This is a genomic window from Mesorhizobium sp. B2-7-1, assembly GCF_006440735.1.
GTDB lineage: Bacteria > Pseudomonadota > Alphaproteobacteria > Rhizobiales > Rhizobiaceae > Mesorhizobium.
The window spans coordinates 14926-29827 of the sequence record NZ_VFUA01000087.1; the positions used below are offsets into that span (position 1 = coordinate 14926).

A 14902-nucleotide genomic window follows, 5' to 3' on the forward strand; every position below is an offset into this window, starting at 1 on the left:
CCCTACTTGTCGCCCGTACCCTCTCGTCATAGCTTCTGCGGCTGGGGCGGGAGGAGAGGCCTTTGGACACCAATGTCGTCATCGTCGGCGCCGGTCCAGCCGGGCTCGCGGTTGCCGCTTGCCTCAAACAGGCTAGGCGGGATTTCATCATCCTTGAAAAGGCCGATGAGGTTGCGCCGGCCTGGCGCCGGCATTACCGGCGGCTGCATCTGCACACGGTGAAGTCCCTCTCGTCGCTGCCCTTCGTGCCGTTTCCGAAAAGCCATCCGCGCTATGTGCCGCGCGAGAAGGTGGTCGAATATCTCGATGCCTATGCCGGGCGTTTCGGGCTCGAGCCGCGCTTCGGCGTGACGGTGAAATCCATCCGCCGCGAAGGCGGCCGCCTGCTGGTCCAGACCGATGCCGGGCTCTTCAATGCCCGCAAGGTTGTCGTCGCCACCGGCAACAATGCCCAACCGGCTATGCCAAGCTTCCCGGGCGTCGAAGCTTTCAGGGGCAAGCTGCTGCACAGCGCCGCCTACACCGAGGCCGAGCCCTATGTCGGCAAAAACGTGCTGGTCGTCGGCATGGGCAACACGGGCGCGGAGATCGCGCTTGATCTCGCCGAAAGCGGCGCCAAACCCACTATCTCGGTGCGTAAAGGCGCCCACATCGTGCCGCGCCAGCTGTTCGGCGTGCCGATCCAGATGGTGGGCATCGCCAGCCGGCCGATGCCGCAGGCGCTGAACGACTGGATGTTCCCGAAAATCCTCGATCTGGCGCTGGGCCGGCTGGAGAGATACGGCATCGTTCGGCCGAAACAGGGCATCCTGCAAGGGATCGAAGCCGGCCGCATTCCGGTGATCGACGTCGGCACGGTGGCGGCGGTCAAGGCCGGCCGGATCGGCATCGCCCCGGATATTGCGCGCTTCACCGAGGATGGCGTGGAATTTGCCGATGGCGTCGAGAAGAATTTCGACGCGGCGATTTTCGCCACCGGCTACCGCCCGGCCTATGACGGCTTCCTGCCGGCGGAGCTCAGGCCGGGCAAGAGCGGCGTGAATGCGCGGGCGACCGAGCTCGGCGTCTATCTGGTTGGCTTCTATAATCCGGTTACGGGGCTGCTGCGCGAGATCGGCATCGAGGCCCGAGCGGTGGCGAAGGATATTGCCAGGCGGTGAGGGTATGGAAACGCTGGCGATTGGCGAAAGCCGGCGTGACAGCTAATCTCCCACCTTGAGGGGGAGATGTCCGGCAGGACAGAGGGGGCGCCTCGCGCTGACGCCGGGTATTCAGGGTTGCGATGCTTGAATCGGGTGGTGCCTCAACATCGCCCATGCGAAGTCACGCCATCACCCCAGGGGACCCACCTCATGCTCACGCTCTACGATTATCTCCCGTCGCAAAATGCCTGGAAAATTCGTGTCCTGCTCGGGCTTGTCGGCATCGCCTACGAAACCCGCATGGTATCGATCTTCGAGGGCGAGAGCCGCACGGAGGCTTTCCTGACGCTCAACCCGGCGGGCGCCGTTCCGGTGCTTGCCGTGGAGAATGGCCAGGCGATCGCCGAGTCCAACGCGATCCTCGTTTTGGTTGCGGAGGGAACGCCCTATCTGCCGGTAGACCGGCTTGCTCGCGCCAAGGCGATGCAGTGGCTGTTCTTCGAGCAGTATTATGTCGAGCCCGTCATCGGCTCGCTGCGTTTCTGGACGCTGACCGGCCGACTGGAGCGCAACCAGGCGCTGGTTGCCGGCAAGCGCGAGGCGGGCGTGCGGGCACTCGGTGCGCTGGAGCGCAGCCTGCGGGAGACGCCGTTCCTGGTCGGCGACACGCTGACCATCGCTGACATCGCCGTCTATGCCTACAGCCATCGCGCCGGGGATTGCGGCTTTGAGCTTGCCGACTATCCGGCGGTCGAGGCCTGGGTGGAGAGGGTCAGCGAGGCGATCGGCCCGGGCTATCCGGTGTATCCCTACAGCATCGATCCCCATTCGGGCGGGTGAGGGCGGTTGTCAACTGTGGAAGCTGAGTTCCGTCACCTCCTCTCTGCCCGGCAGGGCAGAGAGGAGGGCCTCGCGCCGACGTTCAATGGTCCTGACGACCTCGATCACTACCGATCCACCAGCGACATCGTCCGCTCGTTATACCTCGGCCCCGACACCTTGTCGGGCGTCAGCGCCATGTCGAGCCCCAGCATCTCGGTCGCATCCAGCGCGATGTCGGCCGCCGCGACATTTTCCTCCAGATAGCTCCGCCGCTTGGTGCCGGGGATCGGCACGATGTCGATGCCGAAGTCGGGTTCCTTGGCGAGCAGCCAGGCGATCGCGATCTGGCCGGGCTTGACGCCCTTGGCATCGGCGATGTCACGCACCGTGCTTGCCGCGGCGACGTTCAGGTCGAAATTCTCGCCCTGGTAGCGCGGGTCGCCACGGCGGAAATCGCCCTCGGGATAGTCTTCGGCGCGCCTGACGTCGCCGGCGAGGAAGCCGCGGCCGAGCGGGGCGAACGGCACCAGCCCGATGCCCAGCTCCTTCAGCGCCGGGATGATCTCCGGCTCGAGGTTGCGCTCCCACAGCGAATATTCGCTCTGCAGCGCCGAGACCGGATGGACGGCATGGGCGCGGCGGATGTTGGCAATGCCGGCTTCCGACAGGCCGAAGAAGCGCACCTTGCCCTCGGTCACCAATTCGCCGACCGCGCCCGCGACGTCTTCCATCGGGACGGCGGGGTCGACGCGGTGCTGGTAGAAGAGGTCGATGCGGTCTGTGCCGAGCCGCCGGAGCGAAGCCTCGACCACCTCGCGGATGTGTTCGGGCCGGCTGTCGGTGCCGGACTGCTTGCCGTCGACGATGCGGAAGCCGAATTTCGTCGCGATCGTAACCTGATCGCGCCGGCCTTTCAGCGCGCGTCCAAGCAGCTCTTCATTGACGAAGGGCCCGTAGACCTCGGCCGTATCGAGAAAGGTGCAGCCGAGCTCGATCGCCCGGTGGATCGTCGCGATCGACTCCGCTTCGTCGGCCGGCCCATAGGCCTGGCTCATTCCCATGCAGCCGAGGCCGATGGCCGAGACTTCGAGCCCTTGGCTGCCGAGTTTCTGTTTGCCGAGGCTCATGCATTTCTCTCCAGCCGAATTTGCGATCCGGCTAAATTATAGGGCTGGGAGAGCAAGCGTCCAGCGTCATGCCTGGCGGCAGGCCGCGTCGTAGTCGGCAAGCACCAGGTCGACGGCCGCGAGCAGGATCGCCTCGGGATTGCCGGCCGCGCCGAGTTCCGTTGGCAGCGTCGGCAGGAACTGCCGCATCAGCGTCTCGGGAATGGCGACGCCGCTCAGCGCTTCGCACAGGCGCGCGACGGCGACGCTTGCCGCGGGGTTGCTCCAATAATAGCGGATGCGATCGCTGTAGCTGTAATGCCTTTGCAGATAGAGGCGCTTGTCGTTGCCGTGGTAGTGGCTGCGCCAGTGGCCGGGCGCCGAAAGCATCAGCGTTTCCATCGCCTTGGCAAGCGAGCGCTCGCCATAGCCGGAGACCATTTCGGAGGCCACGAGATCCAGTCCGTAAAGCGCCTCGCGCAGCGCGAAGGTCAGGCCCGGCCCCACTTTAAGGATCGGAAAGCCGTTGGCGACCAGCGCCGTCAGCGCCGCGCGGCTCTGATAGTCGGTCGAATGCGCCTCGTAGACGAAAGCGGTTTCCCGGCCGAGCAGGGCGGTCAGTGGAGCGGATGCCTCCGGCCTGTAGGCGACCACGTTCTCGCTGCCGAACTCGACGCCCGGCTGCACGACCACGGCGATGACGCGGCCGAACGCTTCCTCCAGCCCCTCGCGGGCAAAGATCTCGCGATGGATGTCGATGGTACGGCGTGCCGCCCCGGTCTCGGTCGGCTTCAGGTCGCTGATGGCATGGTCGGCGCCGCCGGGCACCGGCACCTCGGTGCCGATGATATAGAGCGGCATGGCGCCGCCGCGCGACCGCGCCGCTTTCTCCGCCGCCTTGGCCAGCCGCGCGGCACGCGTGGCGATGGTCTCGTCGTCGAGCGCCGCCGGTTCGCCGGCGCAGCCCATCGACGCGTCGAGATGGATCTTGCTGAAGCCCGCCCAGACATAGGCCGTAACCATCGCCTCGGCCTTGCTCATCGCCTGCGCGGCCGGCTCTGCCTTCCACGGGTTCGGCCCCAGATGATCGCCGCCGAAGATGATGCGCGAGGCGGGGAGTCCTTCGCGGCTCGCGATCTCTTGCGCGAAGGCGACGAACAGATCCGGCGTCATGCCGGTATAGCCGCCGAACTGGTTGACCTGATTGCAGGTTGCCTCGATCAGAAGCACCGCGCTCTTGTCGGCCACGGCGCGCCGGATCGCCGCCTGGATCACCAGCGGATGAGCCGAGCAGACCGAGGTGATGCCGTAGGGCTTGCCGTTGCGGCGGGCGGTGGCGAGGCCTTGAAGCGGATTGGTCGTCATCGTCATTTGGCCCGGTCCGTGCCGGCAATGAACCGGTCGAGCGCGTCGAAGCCGGCGAGCCTTTCCATCGGTCCGAGCCGCGTCACGTTGAGCGCGCCGGCGGCATTGGCGTAGAGCATCGCCTTGCCGGGCTCGATGCCCTTGCGCCGGCAGGTGAGATAGGTCGCGCCGAAACAGTCGCCGGCGCCGGTCGGGTCGACTTCCTCGACCAGGAAGCCGGGACAGTCGATGCGGCTGCCGTCGGCGCCGAAGCGGGTCGAGCCGTCAGCACCCCGCTTCAGCACGATCTCGCCGACGCCGCGCGCAATCAGCGCCGCCACCGCCTGCCGCTCGTCCTCGACGCCGGCCGCAGCGAGCAACTCGTCACCAGAGGGCAAGAGCAGGTCGGCGTCGTCGACCAGCGCGGAAAAATGCGCGCCGTCGGCGCCGTCGATCAGTTCCTTGCGCACATTCGGATCGAACGAGGTCGAGCCGCCGCGGGCGCGCACGGCCTTTACGGCATAGCCGACGATCTCCTTCAGCCCGGCGATCGAGAGCGCCGAGCCCATGACATGCAAATGGCCGGCGCCATCGGCCAGCCGCCGCGCTTCGGCCGTCAGGCTGATGCGGCCGGCGGCGGATTCGGCGATGTTGTAGACGAAGTCGCGGCCGCCATCGGGCCTGTAGCGCACGAAGGCGCTACCCGTCGGGTAACGGTCGCTGACCGAAACGGCCGAAACGTCGACGCCGTCGTGGCGCAGCCGCTCCAGGTTGATGGCGCCGAAATCGTCGCGGCCGACGCAGGCGATGATGCCGGCGCCCCCGCCGAGCTTCGCCACCTGGTCGATGAAGATGGCCGGCGCGCCGCTGGGGTAGGGGCCGGTCAGCGCCAGCGGTTCGAGGAAGCCCTGGCCACGCTCGCTCGCCATGATCTCGACCAGGATCTCGCCGGCGACGATCGTCGGCCCGGTCGCTTCGGCGGCAATCTCCCCTCGGCTCATTGATGCAATTCCTTCTCCCCAGCCGGACCGGCGCGAGCGGTTCACGATAGCGCCGGACTTCGATCGAGGTAAATCGTGGCGACGGCGATGTCAACAAAAACTATACGCATGTTCACTTTTGTCGAGCCCGGAGTGCATTTCCGGTTTGGTCACGAAATCCTGTCAAGGCGAAGAGTGCGGCAGGGGTTGCATCTGCGGGGCTTGACTAAGTGTTCCGATAGCGCGATAGAATATACACGCATGTTCAGTTTTTCATGCGCATTCGTAAAGGAGGAGACGGAATGCCAATGCGTAGGCTTATGGGAATTCTCGCCGCGGCCACTGCCGCCTCGGCGCTGATGGCAGGCGTTGCCCTGTCGGAGGAAATCACGGTCGCCACGGTCAACAATGGCGACATGATCATCATGCAGAAACTGGCGCCGGAGTGGGAAAAGGCGACCGGCAACAAGGTCAACTGGGTGGTGCTGGAAGAGAACGTGCTGCGCGAGCGTGTCACCACCGACATCGCCACCAAGGGCGGCCAGTTCGACGTGATGACGATTGGCGGCTACGAGACGCCGATCTGGGGCAAGGCCGGCTGGCTGACGCCGCTCAACGATCTCGGCGCCGACTACGACTATGACGACCTGATCGCGCCGGTGCGCTCAGGCCTGACCGTCGACGGCAACCTCTATGCCGTGCCGTTCTATGCCGAGAGCTCTTTCACGCTCTACCGAAAGGACCTGTTCGATGCCGCCGGCCTGAAAATGCCGGAGCAGCCGACCTACGACCAGATCACCGAATTCGCCGACAAGCTCACCGACAAGTCTAAGGAACAGTACGGCCTATGCCTGCGCGGCAAGCCGGGCTGGGGCGAGAACATGGCCTTCGTCGGCACGCTGGTGAACACCTTCGGCGGCCGCTGGTTCGACATGGACTGGAAGCCGCAGTTGAATTCCGATGCGTGGAAGAAGGCGATCGGCTGGTATGTCGACACCATGAAGAAGGACGGCCCTCCCGGCATCAGCTCCAACGGCTTCAACGAGAACCAGACGCTGTTTGCGTCGGGCCATTGCGCGATGTGGATCGACGCGACGTCCGCCGCCGGACGCGTCTATGACCCGAAGCAGAGCAAGGTCGCCGACAAGGTCGCCTTCGCCAAGGCCCCGGTCGCGGTCACGCCCAACGGGTCGGCCTGGGGCTGGGCCTGGAGCCTGGCTATCCCGACCTCGACCAAGAAGGCGGACACGGCGAAATCCTTCGTCAAATGGGCGACCTCGAAAGCCTATGTCCAGCGCGTCGGCGAGACCGAAGGCTGGGTCGCGGCGCCGCCTGGAACGCGCAAGTCCACCTATGCCAGCGCGGATTACCAGAAGGCGGCGCCCTTTGCCGCGACCGTGCTTGCCGCGATCGAATCCGCCGATCCGACCAAGCAGACCAAGGACCCGGTGCCCTATACCGGCATCCAGTTCGTCGCCATCCCAGAGTTCCAGGGCATCGGCACGCAGGTCGGCCAGGCGATCGCGGCGGCCGTCACCGGCGAGCAGTCGGTGGATGACGCGCTGAACGGAGTCCAGGCTTCCGTCGAGAAGACGATGGAGGAGGCGGGCTACATCAAATAGACAGGCTGCTAAAGGTGAAGCCGGGAAGCGGAACGTGCGCCGCCTCCCGGCCATCCGGCTCGCTGCAGCACTCCCTTGCGGCGGCCGAAGGATGTGCGGATCCGCCTGGCAATTCGAGGAGAAGCGCATAGTTTTTCCTTCGGAATTCCACGAGCAAAGGTGGGTCCGTGCGTTCCTCGTGAGCGGACCAGACAACGCCCTCGCGCCCGACATTCGAAACGCGGAAGAATTGGAAACTGCAATGAAGCTGAAGGACAAAATCGCCTTGATCACCGGCGGCGCGCGCGGCATCGGCCTCGGTTTCGCGCAGGCCTTTGCACGCGAAGGCGCGAAAGTGGTGATCGCCGATATCGACATCGAACGCGCGACGCGGGCGGCCAGGGAAATCGGTCCGGCGGCAAGCGCCAGGAAGCTCGACGTTACCGACCTTGCCGCGATCGAGAGCGTCGTCGCCGAAATCGACCGCGAGTTCGGCGGTATCGATATCCTGGTCAACAATGCGGCCATCTTCGACATGGCGCCGATCACCGACATCACCGAACAGAGCTACGAGCGCGTCTTCGGCATCAATCTCAAAGGCCCGCTTTTCGTGATGAAGGCGGTGGCCAACGTGATGATCGCGCGCGGTCGTGGCGGCAAGATCATCAACATGGCGAGCCAGGCCGGCCGCCGCGGCGAGGCGCTGGTGACGCTCTACTGCGCCTCCAAGGCGGCGATCATCTCGGCGACGCAGTCGGCCGCGCTCGCGCTGGTCAAGCACGGCATCAACGTCAATGCGATCGCGCCCGGCGTCGTCGATGGCGAGCACTGGGAAGTCGTCGATGCTCATTTCGCCAAATGGGAAGGGCTGAAGCCCGGCGAGAAAAAAGCAGCGGTGGCGAAATCGGTGCCGATCGGCCGTTTCGCGCGGCCTGAGGACATTGCCGGGCTGGCCGTGTTCCTCGCCTCGTCCGATAGCGACTACATCCTGGCCCAGACCTACAATGTCGACGGCGGCAACTGGATGAACTGAGGCGCCGGAGCATTCCAGGAAACGTGTGAAGCGGTTTCCCGTCGGGAATTGCGTCGAAACAAAACGAAGCAATTCCAGGAAAAGTGTGAAGCGGTTTTCCGTCCGGAATTGCGTCGAAACAGGAGACGACAATGAAGGCCATCCGATTTGCCGCGGCCGGCGATGCCGGCATGGCGGAGCTCGACATGCCCGCGATCAGGCCTGGCCATGCTTTGCTGCGGGTGCGCGCGGCGGGGCTCTGCCACACCGATATCGACGTGCTGCACGGCCGCTACGGTTCGGGCGCGTTTCCGCTGGTGCCCGGTCATGAATATGCCGGCACGGTCGAGGCTGTCGCCGAGGACGTCACGGCGGTGAAGCCGGGCGATCGCGTCGCCGTCGATCCCAACATCCCCTGCGGCCACTGCCCGGCCTGCCGCAAAGGCCTCACCAACCTTTGCGCCACGCTGAAGGCCTATGGCGTAACCGAAAATGGCGGCTTCGCCGAATACAGCCTCGTCGCCGTCGATCATCTCCATGCCATCGGCGATCTCGCTTTCGAAACGGCGGCGCTCGCCGAGCCGCTCGCCTGTGTGCTGAACGGTCTTGGCGCGGCCGGGGTAGGGGCCGGCGGTCACGTGCCTGGCAACGCGCTCGTCTTCGGCGCCGGGCCGATCGGGCTGCTGATGGCCTTGTCGCTCAAGGCGAGCGGCGTCGCCAAAGTCGCGGTGGTCGATATCAGCGAGCCGCGTCTCGGCTTCGCCGCCTCGCTCGGGCTGGAGCCGCTGGTGTCGGGATCGCAGGACGTCGCGGCGCGGGCGAAAAGTTTCGACTTCGTCGCCGACGCCACCGGCATCGCCAAGGTGGTCGAAGGCATGGTCGGCCTCACCGCCGATGGCGGTACCGCTCTTGTCTTCGGCGTCTGCGCGCCCGACGCCAGGATCGCGGTCGCCCCGTTCGAGATCTTCCGCCGCCAGATCAGGCTCGCCGGTTCGCATTCGCTGAACCGCAACATCCCGCAGGCGCTGGAGATATTGAGCCGCGACGACGGCACAATGGCGAGGCTGGTCAGCCATCGGCTGCCGCTGGGCGAGGTGCTGCCTTTCTTCGCCAAGGGCGGCAATCCGGCGACGATGAAGGTCCAGTTCTCGGCCGAGGCTTGACTAGGGCAATTCCAGGAAAAGTGTGAGCGGTTTTCCGTCCGGAATTGCGTAAAAACAAGGAGATAGGGCGTTTCGCCGTTTCCGTGAAACGGTGAAACGCACTAGGAGAGCGCGATTGCCCGCCTTTGCGTTGCGAGATGACTCAAGTAGACAGTCGTGAGGGCGCTACCGACAGGGGCAGAAGGATGGCAAAGACGATCAGGACGATGGAGGATTTTTCCGCCTTTGTCGGCCTATCCCGGACCACGGTCTCGAAATACTTCAACGATCCCGCTTCGGTGCGGCAGAACACGCGCAGCGCCATCGAGGCGGCGCTGAAGAAGTCGGACTTCCGCCCCAGCATGTTCGCGGTCAACCTGAACCGCCGCCGCTCCAACATCCTCGGCGTCATCATCCCCAATTCGACCGACCCGTTCTACATGGCGCTGACGCGCCGGATCGAGACGATCGCCAACGAGGCCGGCTTCCTCGCCTTCGTGCTCTCATCCGACGGCCGCGCCGAGATGGAGGACCAGGCGATCCAGACGTTCCGGTCGATGAACATCGCCGGCGCCATCATCGCGCCGCTCGGCGTGCGCTCGCACCATCGCGTGCTGGCCGAGCTCGGCGCCTCGATCCCGTTGATCTATGTCGACTCGCCGCTCGACGAGACCTCGTCCTTCGTCGGCACCGACAACCGGCAGAGCTTCCGGCTGATCGTCGACTATCTCTGCCGTTCCGGCGAGCCGCCTTGCTACTTCGCTATGCCGCTGGTCAACAACAACGCCTCCGCCCGGCAGGAGGCCTATGTCGAGGCCATGCATGGGTTCAAGATGACGTCCTCGATCGTGGCGGTCGAGGATGCGGGTTCCTGGGATTTCGAGAAATTCGGCCATGACGAGGCGCTGCGCATCCTGAAAGGGCAGGGCTTCCCCACAAGGACCGTGCTTTGCGCCAACGACCGCATCGCCTTCGGCGTCATCAGCGCCGCCTATGAGCTCGGCCTGAAGGTGGGGCACGGCGCCGATTGCGACCTGCGCGTCGCTGGCCATGACGACCATCCCTTGTCGCGCTATGCCTGCCCGCCGATCACGACGGTGGCGCAGAACTACAACGAGATCGGCCGCCTGGCGATCGAGCTCCTGCTGCGGCGGCTGGACGAGAATGCGCCGGCCGCCAAGCGCGACAACGCGCGCGTCCTGCTCAACGCCGAACTGATGCTGCGCCGCTCGGCTTGAGGGGTGAGATCGGCCGTACGCCCGCGCGGCTCTCCATCAATCGCCCTATTGGCGGCGCAATCCTGGCTTTGCTTGGCGAGCGAGGAATGGAATCGCGGTTCTATGCGGCACGACAGGCTTGTCCTGATATTGCTATGGCGCGAGCTGGTCGCCGGCCTGCGCGCGATGCGGCGTCGCGATCTCGCCTGGATTGCGCTCGGCGGCGGTGGGCTTCTGGCCTATGCGGTCGCCGATATCGTCGTCGCCTTGCGTGCCGCGGCGCCGAAACTGCTGCACGACCAGCTTCTGTGGATGCTCGGATTGCCAATCATTTTCGCCGTGCTGGGATGTCTGGCCGGCAATTCAATGTCGCGGCTTTGCCTTTCTCGCGCCTTTGCGCCCTTCCTCAAGGCGCTGCCGCTCGTTTCCGCGGAGCGCCGTCGCATGGCGGGGGTGGGAGCCTTCGCGCTTGGCTTCCCACTCATGCTGATGATCGCCATGTCGGTCGGCTTCGCCTGCGCGGTCATCGGAAAACCGTTGGCGCCGGTCTGGGGCCTGGGTGCGGCAATCCTGTTTGCCTTGGGCTTCGGCACGACGACTCTTTGGCGCCTGCAACGGCCACGCTTTCTCCTCGATGAGGCGGCAAGCGAGGCGGCGCCGGTCGGAAAGCCCTGGCTGCGCCGCCTCGACCGGGCGCGTCCAAGCTGGCTTTCCAGCTGGGCCTGGAGGCTGCCGGCCGGTCATGTACGGCCGTCATGGAAGCTGGCCGCCGCCGGCCTGCTGCTTGCGCTTGGCGCCGTCCTCGGCGGATGGGCCAGCCTGGCGGGCCGCACGGCCGCCCCGGCGGCGGTCGCGGGTCTGGCCGGCGGCATCCTCGTTTTCATGCTCAGCCTGCGCTGCCAGCCGCTCGGCTCGCCGGTGCTGCGCACGGCGCCCATCGGCTTCACCCGCGTCTGGCTGCGGCTGGTGCGATTGCCGCTGCAATTGTCGCTCGCCTTCTTCCTGCTGCCGGCGGGCGCGGCACTTGCGGCCGAGCCGTCGGCGTGGGCCGTGCCGGTGGCGGGCGGGCTCTGGCTGCTGGTGCTGAATGCCGCCTATGCGGTGTTCGGCGCCTATTTCCTCAACGCGCCCTTCGTCGCCATGCTGAGCTTCGCCGGCGCGCTCGCCTATGCCGGCTACGAGACGCTGGAATATGGCCGCACCGTGCTGATCGGTCTGGCCGCGCTGGTGTTCTTCCTGTGGCACCGAACCCGACAGAGGTATCGCAATGGATGAAGTCCTCGCCGCCAGGGAACTCAGCGCCGGCTATCGCGGACGCATTGCCGTTCGCGGCATCGATCTTTCGCTTCGCCGGGGCGATATTCTCGGCCTGCTCGGTGCCAATGGCTCGGGCAAGTCGACGCTCATCAGGGCGGTCACCGGCCAGATCCCATTGATCGGCGGCAGCGTGGCGATCGACGGCATAGACCTCGCCGCCTCGCCGGAACGCGCCAAGACCGGCTTCGGCCTCGCCATCGAGCCGCACGAACTGCCGGCGCCGCTTTCGGGACGTCAGTATATCGAGCTTGTCGCCTCGATCCGTGGCTGCGCGCCAAGCGACCTGCGAAGCGGCGACCTGCCGAGCGGCGACCTCCTTGAGCGGCTCGGGCTCGGGCGCTGGATCGACCGCCCGATCGCCGAATATTCGCTTGGCACGCGCGCCAAGGCCGCCATCGTCGCAGCGCTTCTCGGCCGGCCGCCGCTTCTGATCTTCGACGAGACGCTGAACGGCCTCGACCCGGTCGCCGCCTGGGAGGTCAAGCGTGTCATCGCCGCGCTTTGCGCGAGCGGCCGTCACGCCGTGATCGTCTCGACCCATGTGGTGGAGGCGGTGCCGGCGCTGTGCAACCGCGCGGTGCTGATGGTCGATGGAAGCCTCAGCCGGAGCTGGGATGCGGCCCAGCTGGCCGAGGCAGGAAGAGTGCCAGGCGCTTTCGAGGAAAGCGTCATGCAGGCGCTGCGCATGCGGGCCGCTGCCTGATCTAGAGCAATTCCGGGAAAAGTGTGAGCGGTTTTCCGCCTGGAATTGCGGCAAAAACAAAGCTCTAAGCCCGCGGCAGCATGTGGCGCATGATCAGCGAGGCATGTCCCTCGACGCCATGCGCGGCCTCGCGGCGTTCGACTACCTCGAAGCCGTGCTTGCGGTAGAAGGCGATGGCGCGGTCATTGCCTTCGATCACCTCCAGCGCGATGCTCGGGATGCCGGCATGCGCGGCGAGCACCGCGTGCAAAAGGTCGACCGCGAGGCCGCTGCCGAACGCCTGCGGCTCGATGTGGAGCCGCTCCAGCATCACGTCGCCTTTCTTGTCCATCGCCGCCATGGCGTAGCCGGCGATCGAGCCGTCGGCGCGTTCGGCGACGAAGGACATGATGTCCTCGTCCTCGAGGTCTGCGGCGAGCCTGTCCGGCGCATGCTTCTCGTCGGAGAGCCGGGCAACGGTTTCGTCGCCCATGATCGGCGCATAGGTCCGCCGCCAGGATTGGCCGAGCAGCCGCGAGACATCGGTGAGGTCGTTGCGCGTCATCGCCCGGATATGCGTCATCTTCGTCATCCCTGTTGGAGTCTGAAGATAGGGCGAAGCGACCGATACAGCCAATCGCCGCATGCGAAGGCTCGGGTTCCTCGCCCCGGCCAGAGGCGGGGAAGAGGTGTCCGCGGAGCGGACGGAGAGGGGGCCTTCGTAGGACGCTCGGCTTCGCCGAGCCGCCTCTCCCCATTTCATGGGCGAGGAAAAGCCAGGTTTTCCCTTACGCCGCGCGCGGCGCCGGCAATCCTTCGCGACGGCGCATCTTGCGGCCGAGGATCATAAGGTGCCGCGCGGTGTTGTTGCGCAGGCGGCGCAGGCGCCATTCAAGCCCGGTCTCGGTGGTGATGCGCCTGGCATAGATGCTGGCGCGCATGGCTCTTTCGTCGGCGGCGATCTTGACCGGATCGTCGTAGAAAGCGCAGATCTTGTCGGCCGCCATGCCGGGCGTCTCCAGCCAGGCGGGGATATGCGTCGAGGCGAGGCAGTCGACATCGGTAAGCACCCGGTGCATGCCGTCGCCCTGCGCCGGACAGGTCGTGGCGAATGCGTCGCCGATGAAGACGACGCCGTCGCGGCGGTGGCCCTTAGTCGTCGTCAGACTGACCTGCCTCACTTCCACCTCGCTGGCGACAACGAAGTTGCCGCATCGCGCGGCAATCTCCGGCATCAGTTCCAGCAGCATCTTTTGCGGGTTTTCGCGGAACGTACGCACCCACGGATCGGCCACGGTCCGGTAGACGAACATGTTGGCCCGCAGCCGCTCGCCGATCCGGAAGATGGTAAGAAAGGCAATGCGGTCGGCGACCCGCCTTCCGTAGAAGGTGAGCGACTGCAGGCCGAATTCCTGCGGGGTGATCGCGAGATCGAATCCGATCGACAGCGAATGCGCCTTCGATTCCTCGACGCGCTCGACGCCGATGGCGCGCCGCACCGCCTCGCTGTAGCCGGTGGCCACCACCAGCAGCCGGGCTTCGATGACGGAGCCGTCGGTAAGCGCCAGGCGCTGCCGGTCCGGCCCGGTCGAGACCTCGGCGACCTTGCCCACCGTCAGCGGCACTTGCGCGGGCAAGGCCTGCCGCATGCCGTTGACCAGCGGCGTGTAGGAAAAGGCGTATTCCCAGGCCTTCTTGCGCTCGAACAACTGGCCGAAGCGGAAGACATGGAGATCGGTCATCGGCGTGGCGAGGGACCTGAAGACCGGGCCGAGGCCGAGCTTCTCGAACAGCCCCATCTGCTTCATGCCGATCTTCTCGGCCCGGAACTCGTCGTGATGGACCAGATGCGGATCGATCAGCGCTACCTTGCGGCCGGCCTTGCTCAGCACCGCGGCCAGGCTCGTGCCCGCCAGCCCGGCGCCGACGATCGCCACTTCGACTTCGGCCGCGCCTGCCTGGGCGGCGGGCGTTTCGCGGCTCTGCGCGGTGTTCATTTTCTGCTCCACAGCCCACGCGAGGGAATATCACGAGTAGCTGAAACAATCTCAAGCAACCCACACGCGAGCAGGGTAGCAATGAAAAATTAGGTTAACCCGCTTTGTGAGAGCCGCCGCCCGATAGCCCACTGCCGAGCCAATAAAGGCGGCAGCGGGCCATTGGTGCGACGGGAGTGCTGGCCCGCCGAGCAGGAGACACTGCTCAGTGCGATCTAAACCAGCCTCGCCAGGGATCGCGACTTACGGATTGGTAAGCTCACTCACGATTATGTTCCCACGCGCGGTCCGGCGTGCAACTCCTGGGCTGTCTTGTCGGTGTGATCGAAAGCAGCTTCTCTTGCGCCAGGGGCGGCGTCACGCGGTTTTCCTGCCTCGCGGAACCGACGAGCGAAGATCATCAGGTGCCGCGCGGTGTTGTTGCGCAGACGGCGCAGGCGCCATTCAAGCCCGGTCTCGGTGTTGATGCGCCTGGCATAGATGCTGGCGCGCATGGCTCTTTCGTCGGCGGCGATCTTGACCGGATCGTCGTAGAAAGCG

13 protein-coding genes and 1 pseudogene are annotated in these 14902 nt (G+C 65.7%); 8 read left to right on the forward strand and 6 right to left on the reverse strand.

The window, feature by feature from the left end; genetic code table 11:
* The first annotated feature begins 62 nt into the window (after positions 1 to 62).
* Together FJ471_RS25645 and FJ471_RS25650 are read left to right on the forward strand one after the other, a co-directional pair.
* The gene (locus FJ471_RS25645) at positions 63 to 1160 is read left to right on the forward strand and encodes an NAD(P)/FAD-dependent oxidoreductase (protein ID WP_140807519.1); all 1098 of its coding nucleotides are present in this window, start codon (positions 63 to 65) and stop codon (positions 1158 to 1160) included.
* Between the two features lie 192 nt (positions 1161 to 1352).
* Complete coding sequence (locus FJ471_RS25650) at positions 1353 to 1982, forward strand: glutathione S-transferase family protein (RefSeq protein ID WP_140807520.1); 630 nt, start codon at positions 1353 to 1355, stop codon at positions 1980 to 1982.
* A gap of 107 nt (positions 1983 to 2089) precedes the next feature.
* On the opposite strand, the gene FJ471_RS25655 is transcribed toward FJ471_RS25650, so the two are convergent.
* The 3 genes from FJ471_RS25655 to FJ471_RS25665 form a co-directional block, all read right to left on the reverse strand.
* Positions 2090 to 3091 carry an aldo/keto reductase gene (locus FJ471_RS25655; protein WP_140807521.1) on the reverse strand — a complete coding sequence of 334 codons (1002 nt, stop codon included), beginning with the start codon at positions 3089 to 3091 and terminating at the stop codon, positions 2090 to 2092.
* Positions 3092 to 3157: 66 nt separating this feature from the next.
* The gene (locus FJ471_RS25660) at positions 3158 to 4435 is read right to left on the reverse strand and encodes a D-tagatose-bisphosphate aldolase, class II, non-catalytic subunit (RefSeq protein ID WP_140807534.1); all 1278 of its coding nucleotides are present in this window, start codon (positions 4433 to 4435) and stop codon (positions 3158 to 3160) included.
* A gap of 2 nt (positions 4436 to 4437) precedes the next feature.
* Positions 4438 to 5415: a sugar kinase gene (locus FJ471_RS25665; RefSeq protein ID WP_140807522.1), complete on the reverse strand. Its 978-nt coding sequence runs from the start codon at positions 5413 to 5415 to the stop codon at positions 4438 to 4440.
* 287 nt (positions 5416 to 5702) lie between these two features.
* Between FJ471_RS25665 and FJ471_RS25670 the strand changes: the two genes are divergently transcribed.
* The 6 genes from FJ471_RS25670 (at position 5703) to FJ471_RS25695 (ending at position 12386) form a co-directional block, all read left to right on the forward strand.
* The gene (locus FJ471_RS25670; RefSeq protein ID WP_140807523.1) at positions 5703 to 7016 is read left to right on the forward strand and encodes a sugar ABC transporter substrate-binding protein; all 1314 of its coding nucleotides are present in this window, start codon (positions 5703 to 5705) and stop codon (positions 7014 to 7016) included.
* A 241-nt stretch (positions 7017 to 7257) separates the two neighbouring features.
* Complete coding sequence (locus FJ471_RS25675) at positions 7258 to 8028, forward strand: L-iditol 2-dehydrogenase (RefSeq protein ID WP_140807524.1); 771 nt, start codon at positions 7258 to 7260, stop codon at positions 8026 to 8028.
* Positions 8029 to 8159: 131 nt separating this feature from the next.
* On the forward strand, positions 8160 to 9170 hold the full coding sequence (locus FJ471_RS25680; RefSeq protein WP_140807525.1) for a zinc-dependent alcohol dehydrogenase family protein: 1011 nt from the start codon (positions 8160 to 8162) through the stop codon (positions 9168 to 9170).
* A gap of 206 nt (positions 9171 to 9376) precedes the next feature.
* Positions 9377 to 10387 (forward strand): LacI family DNA-binding transcriptional regulator, encoded by a 1011-nt coding sequence (locus FJ471_RS25685; RefSeq protein ID WP_181179726.1) that lies wholly within the window; start codon positions 9377 to 9379, stop codon positions 10385 to 10387.
* A 102-nt stretch (positions 10388 to 10489) separates the two neighbouring features.
* Positions 10490 to 11641: a hypothetical protein gene (locus FJ471_RS25690; protein ID WP_140807527.1), complete on the forward strand. Its 1152-nt coding sequence runs from the start codon at positions 10490 to 10492 to the stop codon at positions 11639 to 11641.
* Positions 11634 to 12386, forward strand: a complete 753-nt coding sequence (locus FJ471_RS25695) for an ABC transporter ATP-binding protein (RefSeq protein WP_140807528.1) — start codon at positions 11634 to 11636, stop codon at positions 12384 to 12386. The genes FJ471_RS25690 and FJ471_RS25695 overlap by 8 nt, the downstream gene beginning before the upstream one ends.
* 64 nt (positions 12387 to 12450) lie before the next feature.
* On the opposite strand, the gene FJ471_RS25700 is transcribed toward FJ471_RS25695, so the two are convergent.
* From FJ471_RS25700 to FJ471_RS35385, 3 genes and pseudogenes are all read right to left on the reverse strand, one after another.
* On the reverse strand, positions 12451 to 12948 hold the full coding sequence (locus FJ471_RS25700) for a GNAT family N-acetyltransferase (RefSeq protein WP_140807529.1): 498 nt from the start codon (positions 12946 to 12948) through the stop codon (positions 12451 to 12453).
* A 205-nt stretch (positions 12949 to 13153) separates the two neighbouring features.
* The gene (locus tag FJ471_RS25705) at positions 13154 to 14362 is read right to left on the reverse strand and encodes an NAD(P)/FAD-dependent oxidoreductase (protein WP_140807530.1); all 1209 of its coding nucleotides are present in this window, start codon (positions 14360 to 14362) and stop codon (positions 13154 to 13156) included.
* Positions 14363 to 14631: 269 nt separating this feature from the next.
* Positions 14632 to 14902: pseudogene (locus tag FJ471_RS35385) on the reverse strand (hypothetical protein); the annotation flags it as partial.

Bases quoted from the DNA above. Each gene is read 5' to 3' on its own strand.
- FJ471_RS25670 (WP_140807523.1), top strand. From the start codon at position 5,703: ATGCGTAGGCTTATGGGAATTCTCGCCGCGGCCACTGCCGCCTCGGCG.
- FJ471_RS25680 (WP_140807525.1), top strand. From the start codon at position 8,160: ATGAAGGCCATCCGATTTGCCGCGGCCGGCGATGCCGGCATGGCGGAG.
- FJ471_RS25695 (WP_140807528.1), top strand. From the start codon at position 11,634: ATGGATGAAGTCCTCGCCGCCAGGGAACTCAGCGCCGGCTATCGCGGA.
- FJ471_RS25700 (WP_140807529.1), bottom strand. From the start codon at position 12,948: ATGACGCATATCCGGGCGATGACGCGCAACGACCTCACCGATGTCTCG.
- FJ471_RS25650 (WP_140807520.1), top strand. From the start codon at position 1,353: ATGCTCACGCTCTACGATTATCTCCCGTCGCAAAATGCCTGGAAAATT.
- FJ471_RS25690 (WP_140807527.1), top strand. From the start codon at position 10,490: ATGCGGCACGACAGGCTTGTCCTGATATTGCTATGGCGCGAGCTGGTC.
- FJ471_RS25675 (WP_140807524.1), top strand. From the start codon at position 7,258: ATGAAGCTGAAGGACAAAATCGCCTTGATCACCGGCGGCGCGCGCGGC.
- FJ471_RS25655 (WP_140807521.1), bottom strand. From the start codon at position 3,091: ATGAGCCTCGGCAAACAGAAACTCGGCAGCCAAGGGCTCGAAGTCTCG.
- FJ471_RS25660 (WP_140807534.1), bottom strand. From the start codon at position 4,435: ATGACGACCAATCCGCTTCAAGGCCTCGCCACCGCCCGCCGCAACGGC.
- FJ471_RS25665 (WP_140807522.1), bottom strand. From the start codon at position 5,415: ATGAGCCGAGGGGAGATTGCCGCCGAAGCGACCGGGCCGACGATCGTC.
- FJ471_RS25685 (WP_181179726.1), top strand. From the start codon at position 9,377: ATGGAGGATTTTTCCGCCTTTGTCGGCCTATCCCGGACCACGGTCTCG.
- FJ471_RS25705 (WP_140807530.1), bottom strand. From the start codon at position 14,362: ATGAACACCGCGCAGAGCCGCGAAACGCCCGCCGCCCAGGCAGGCGCG.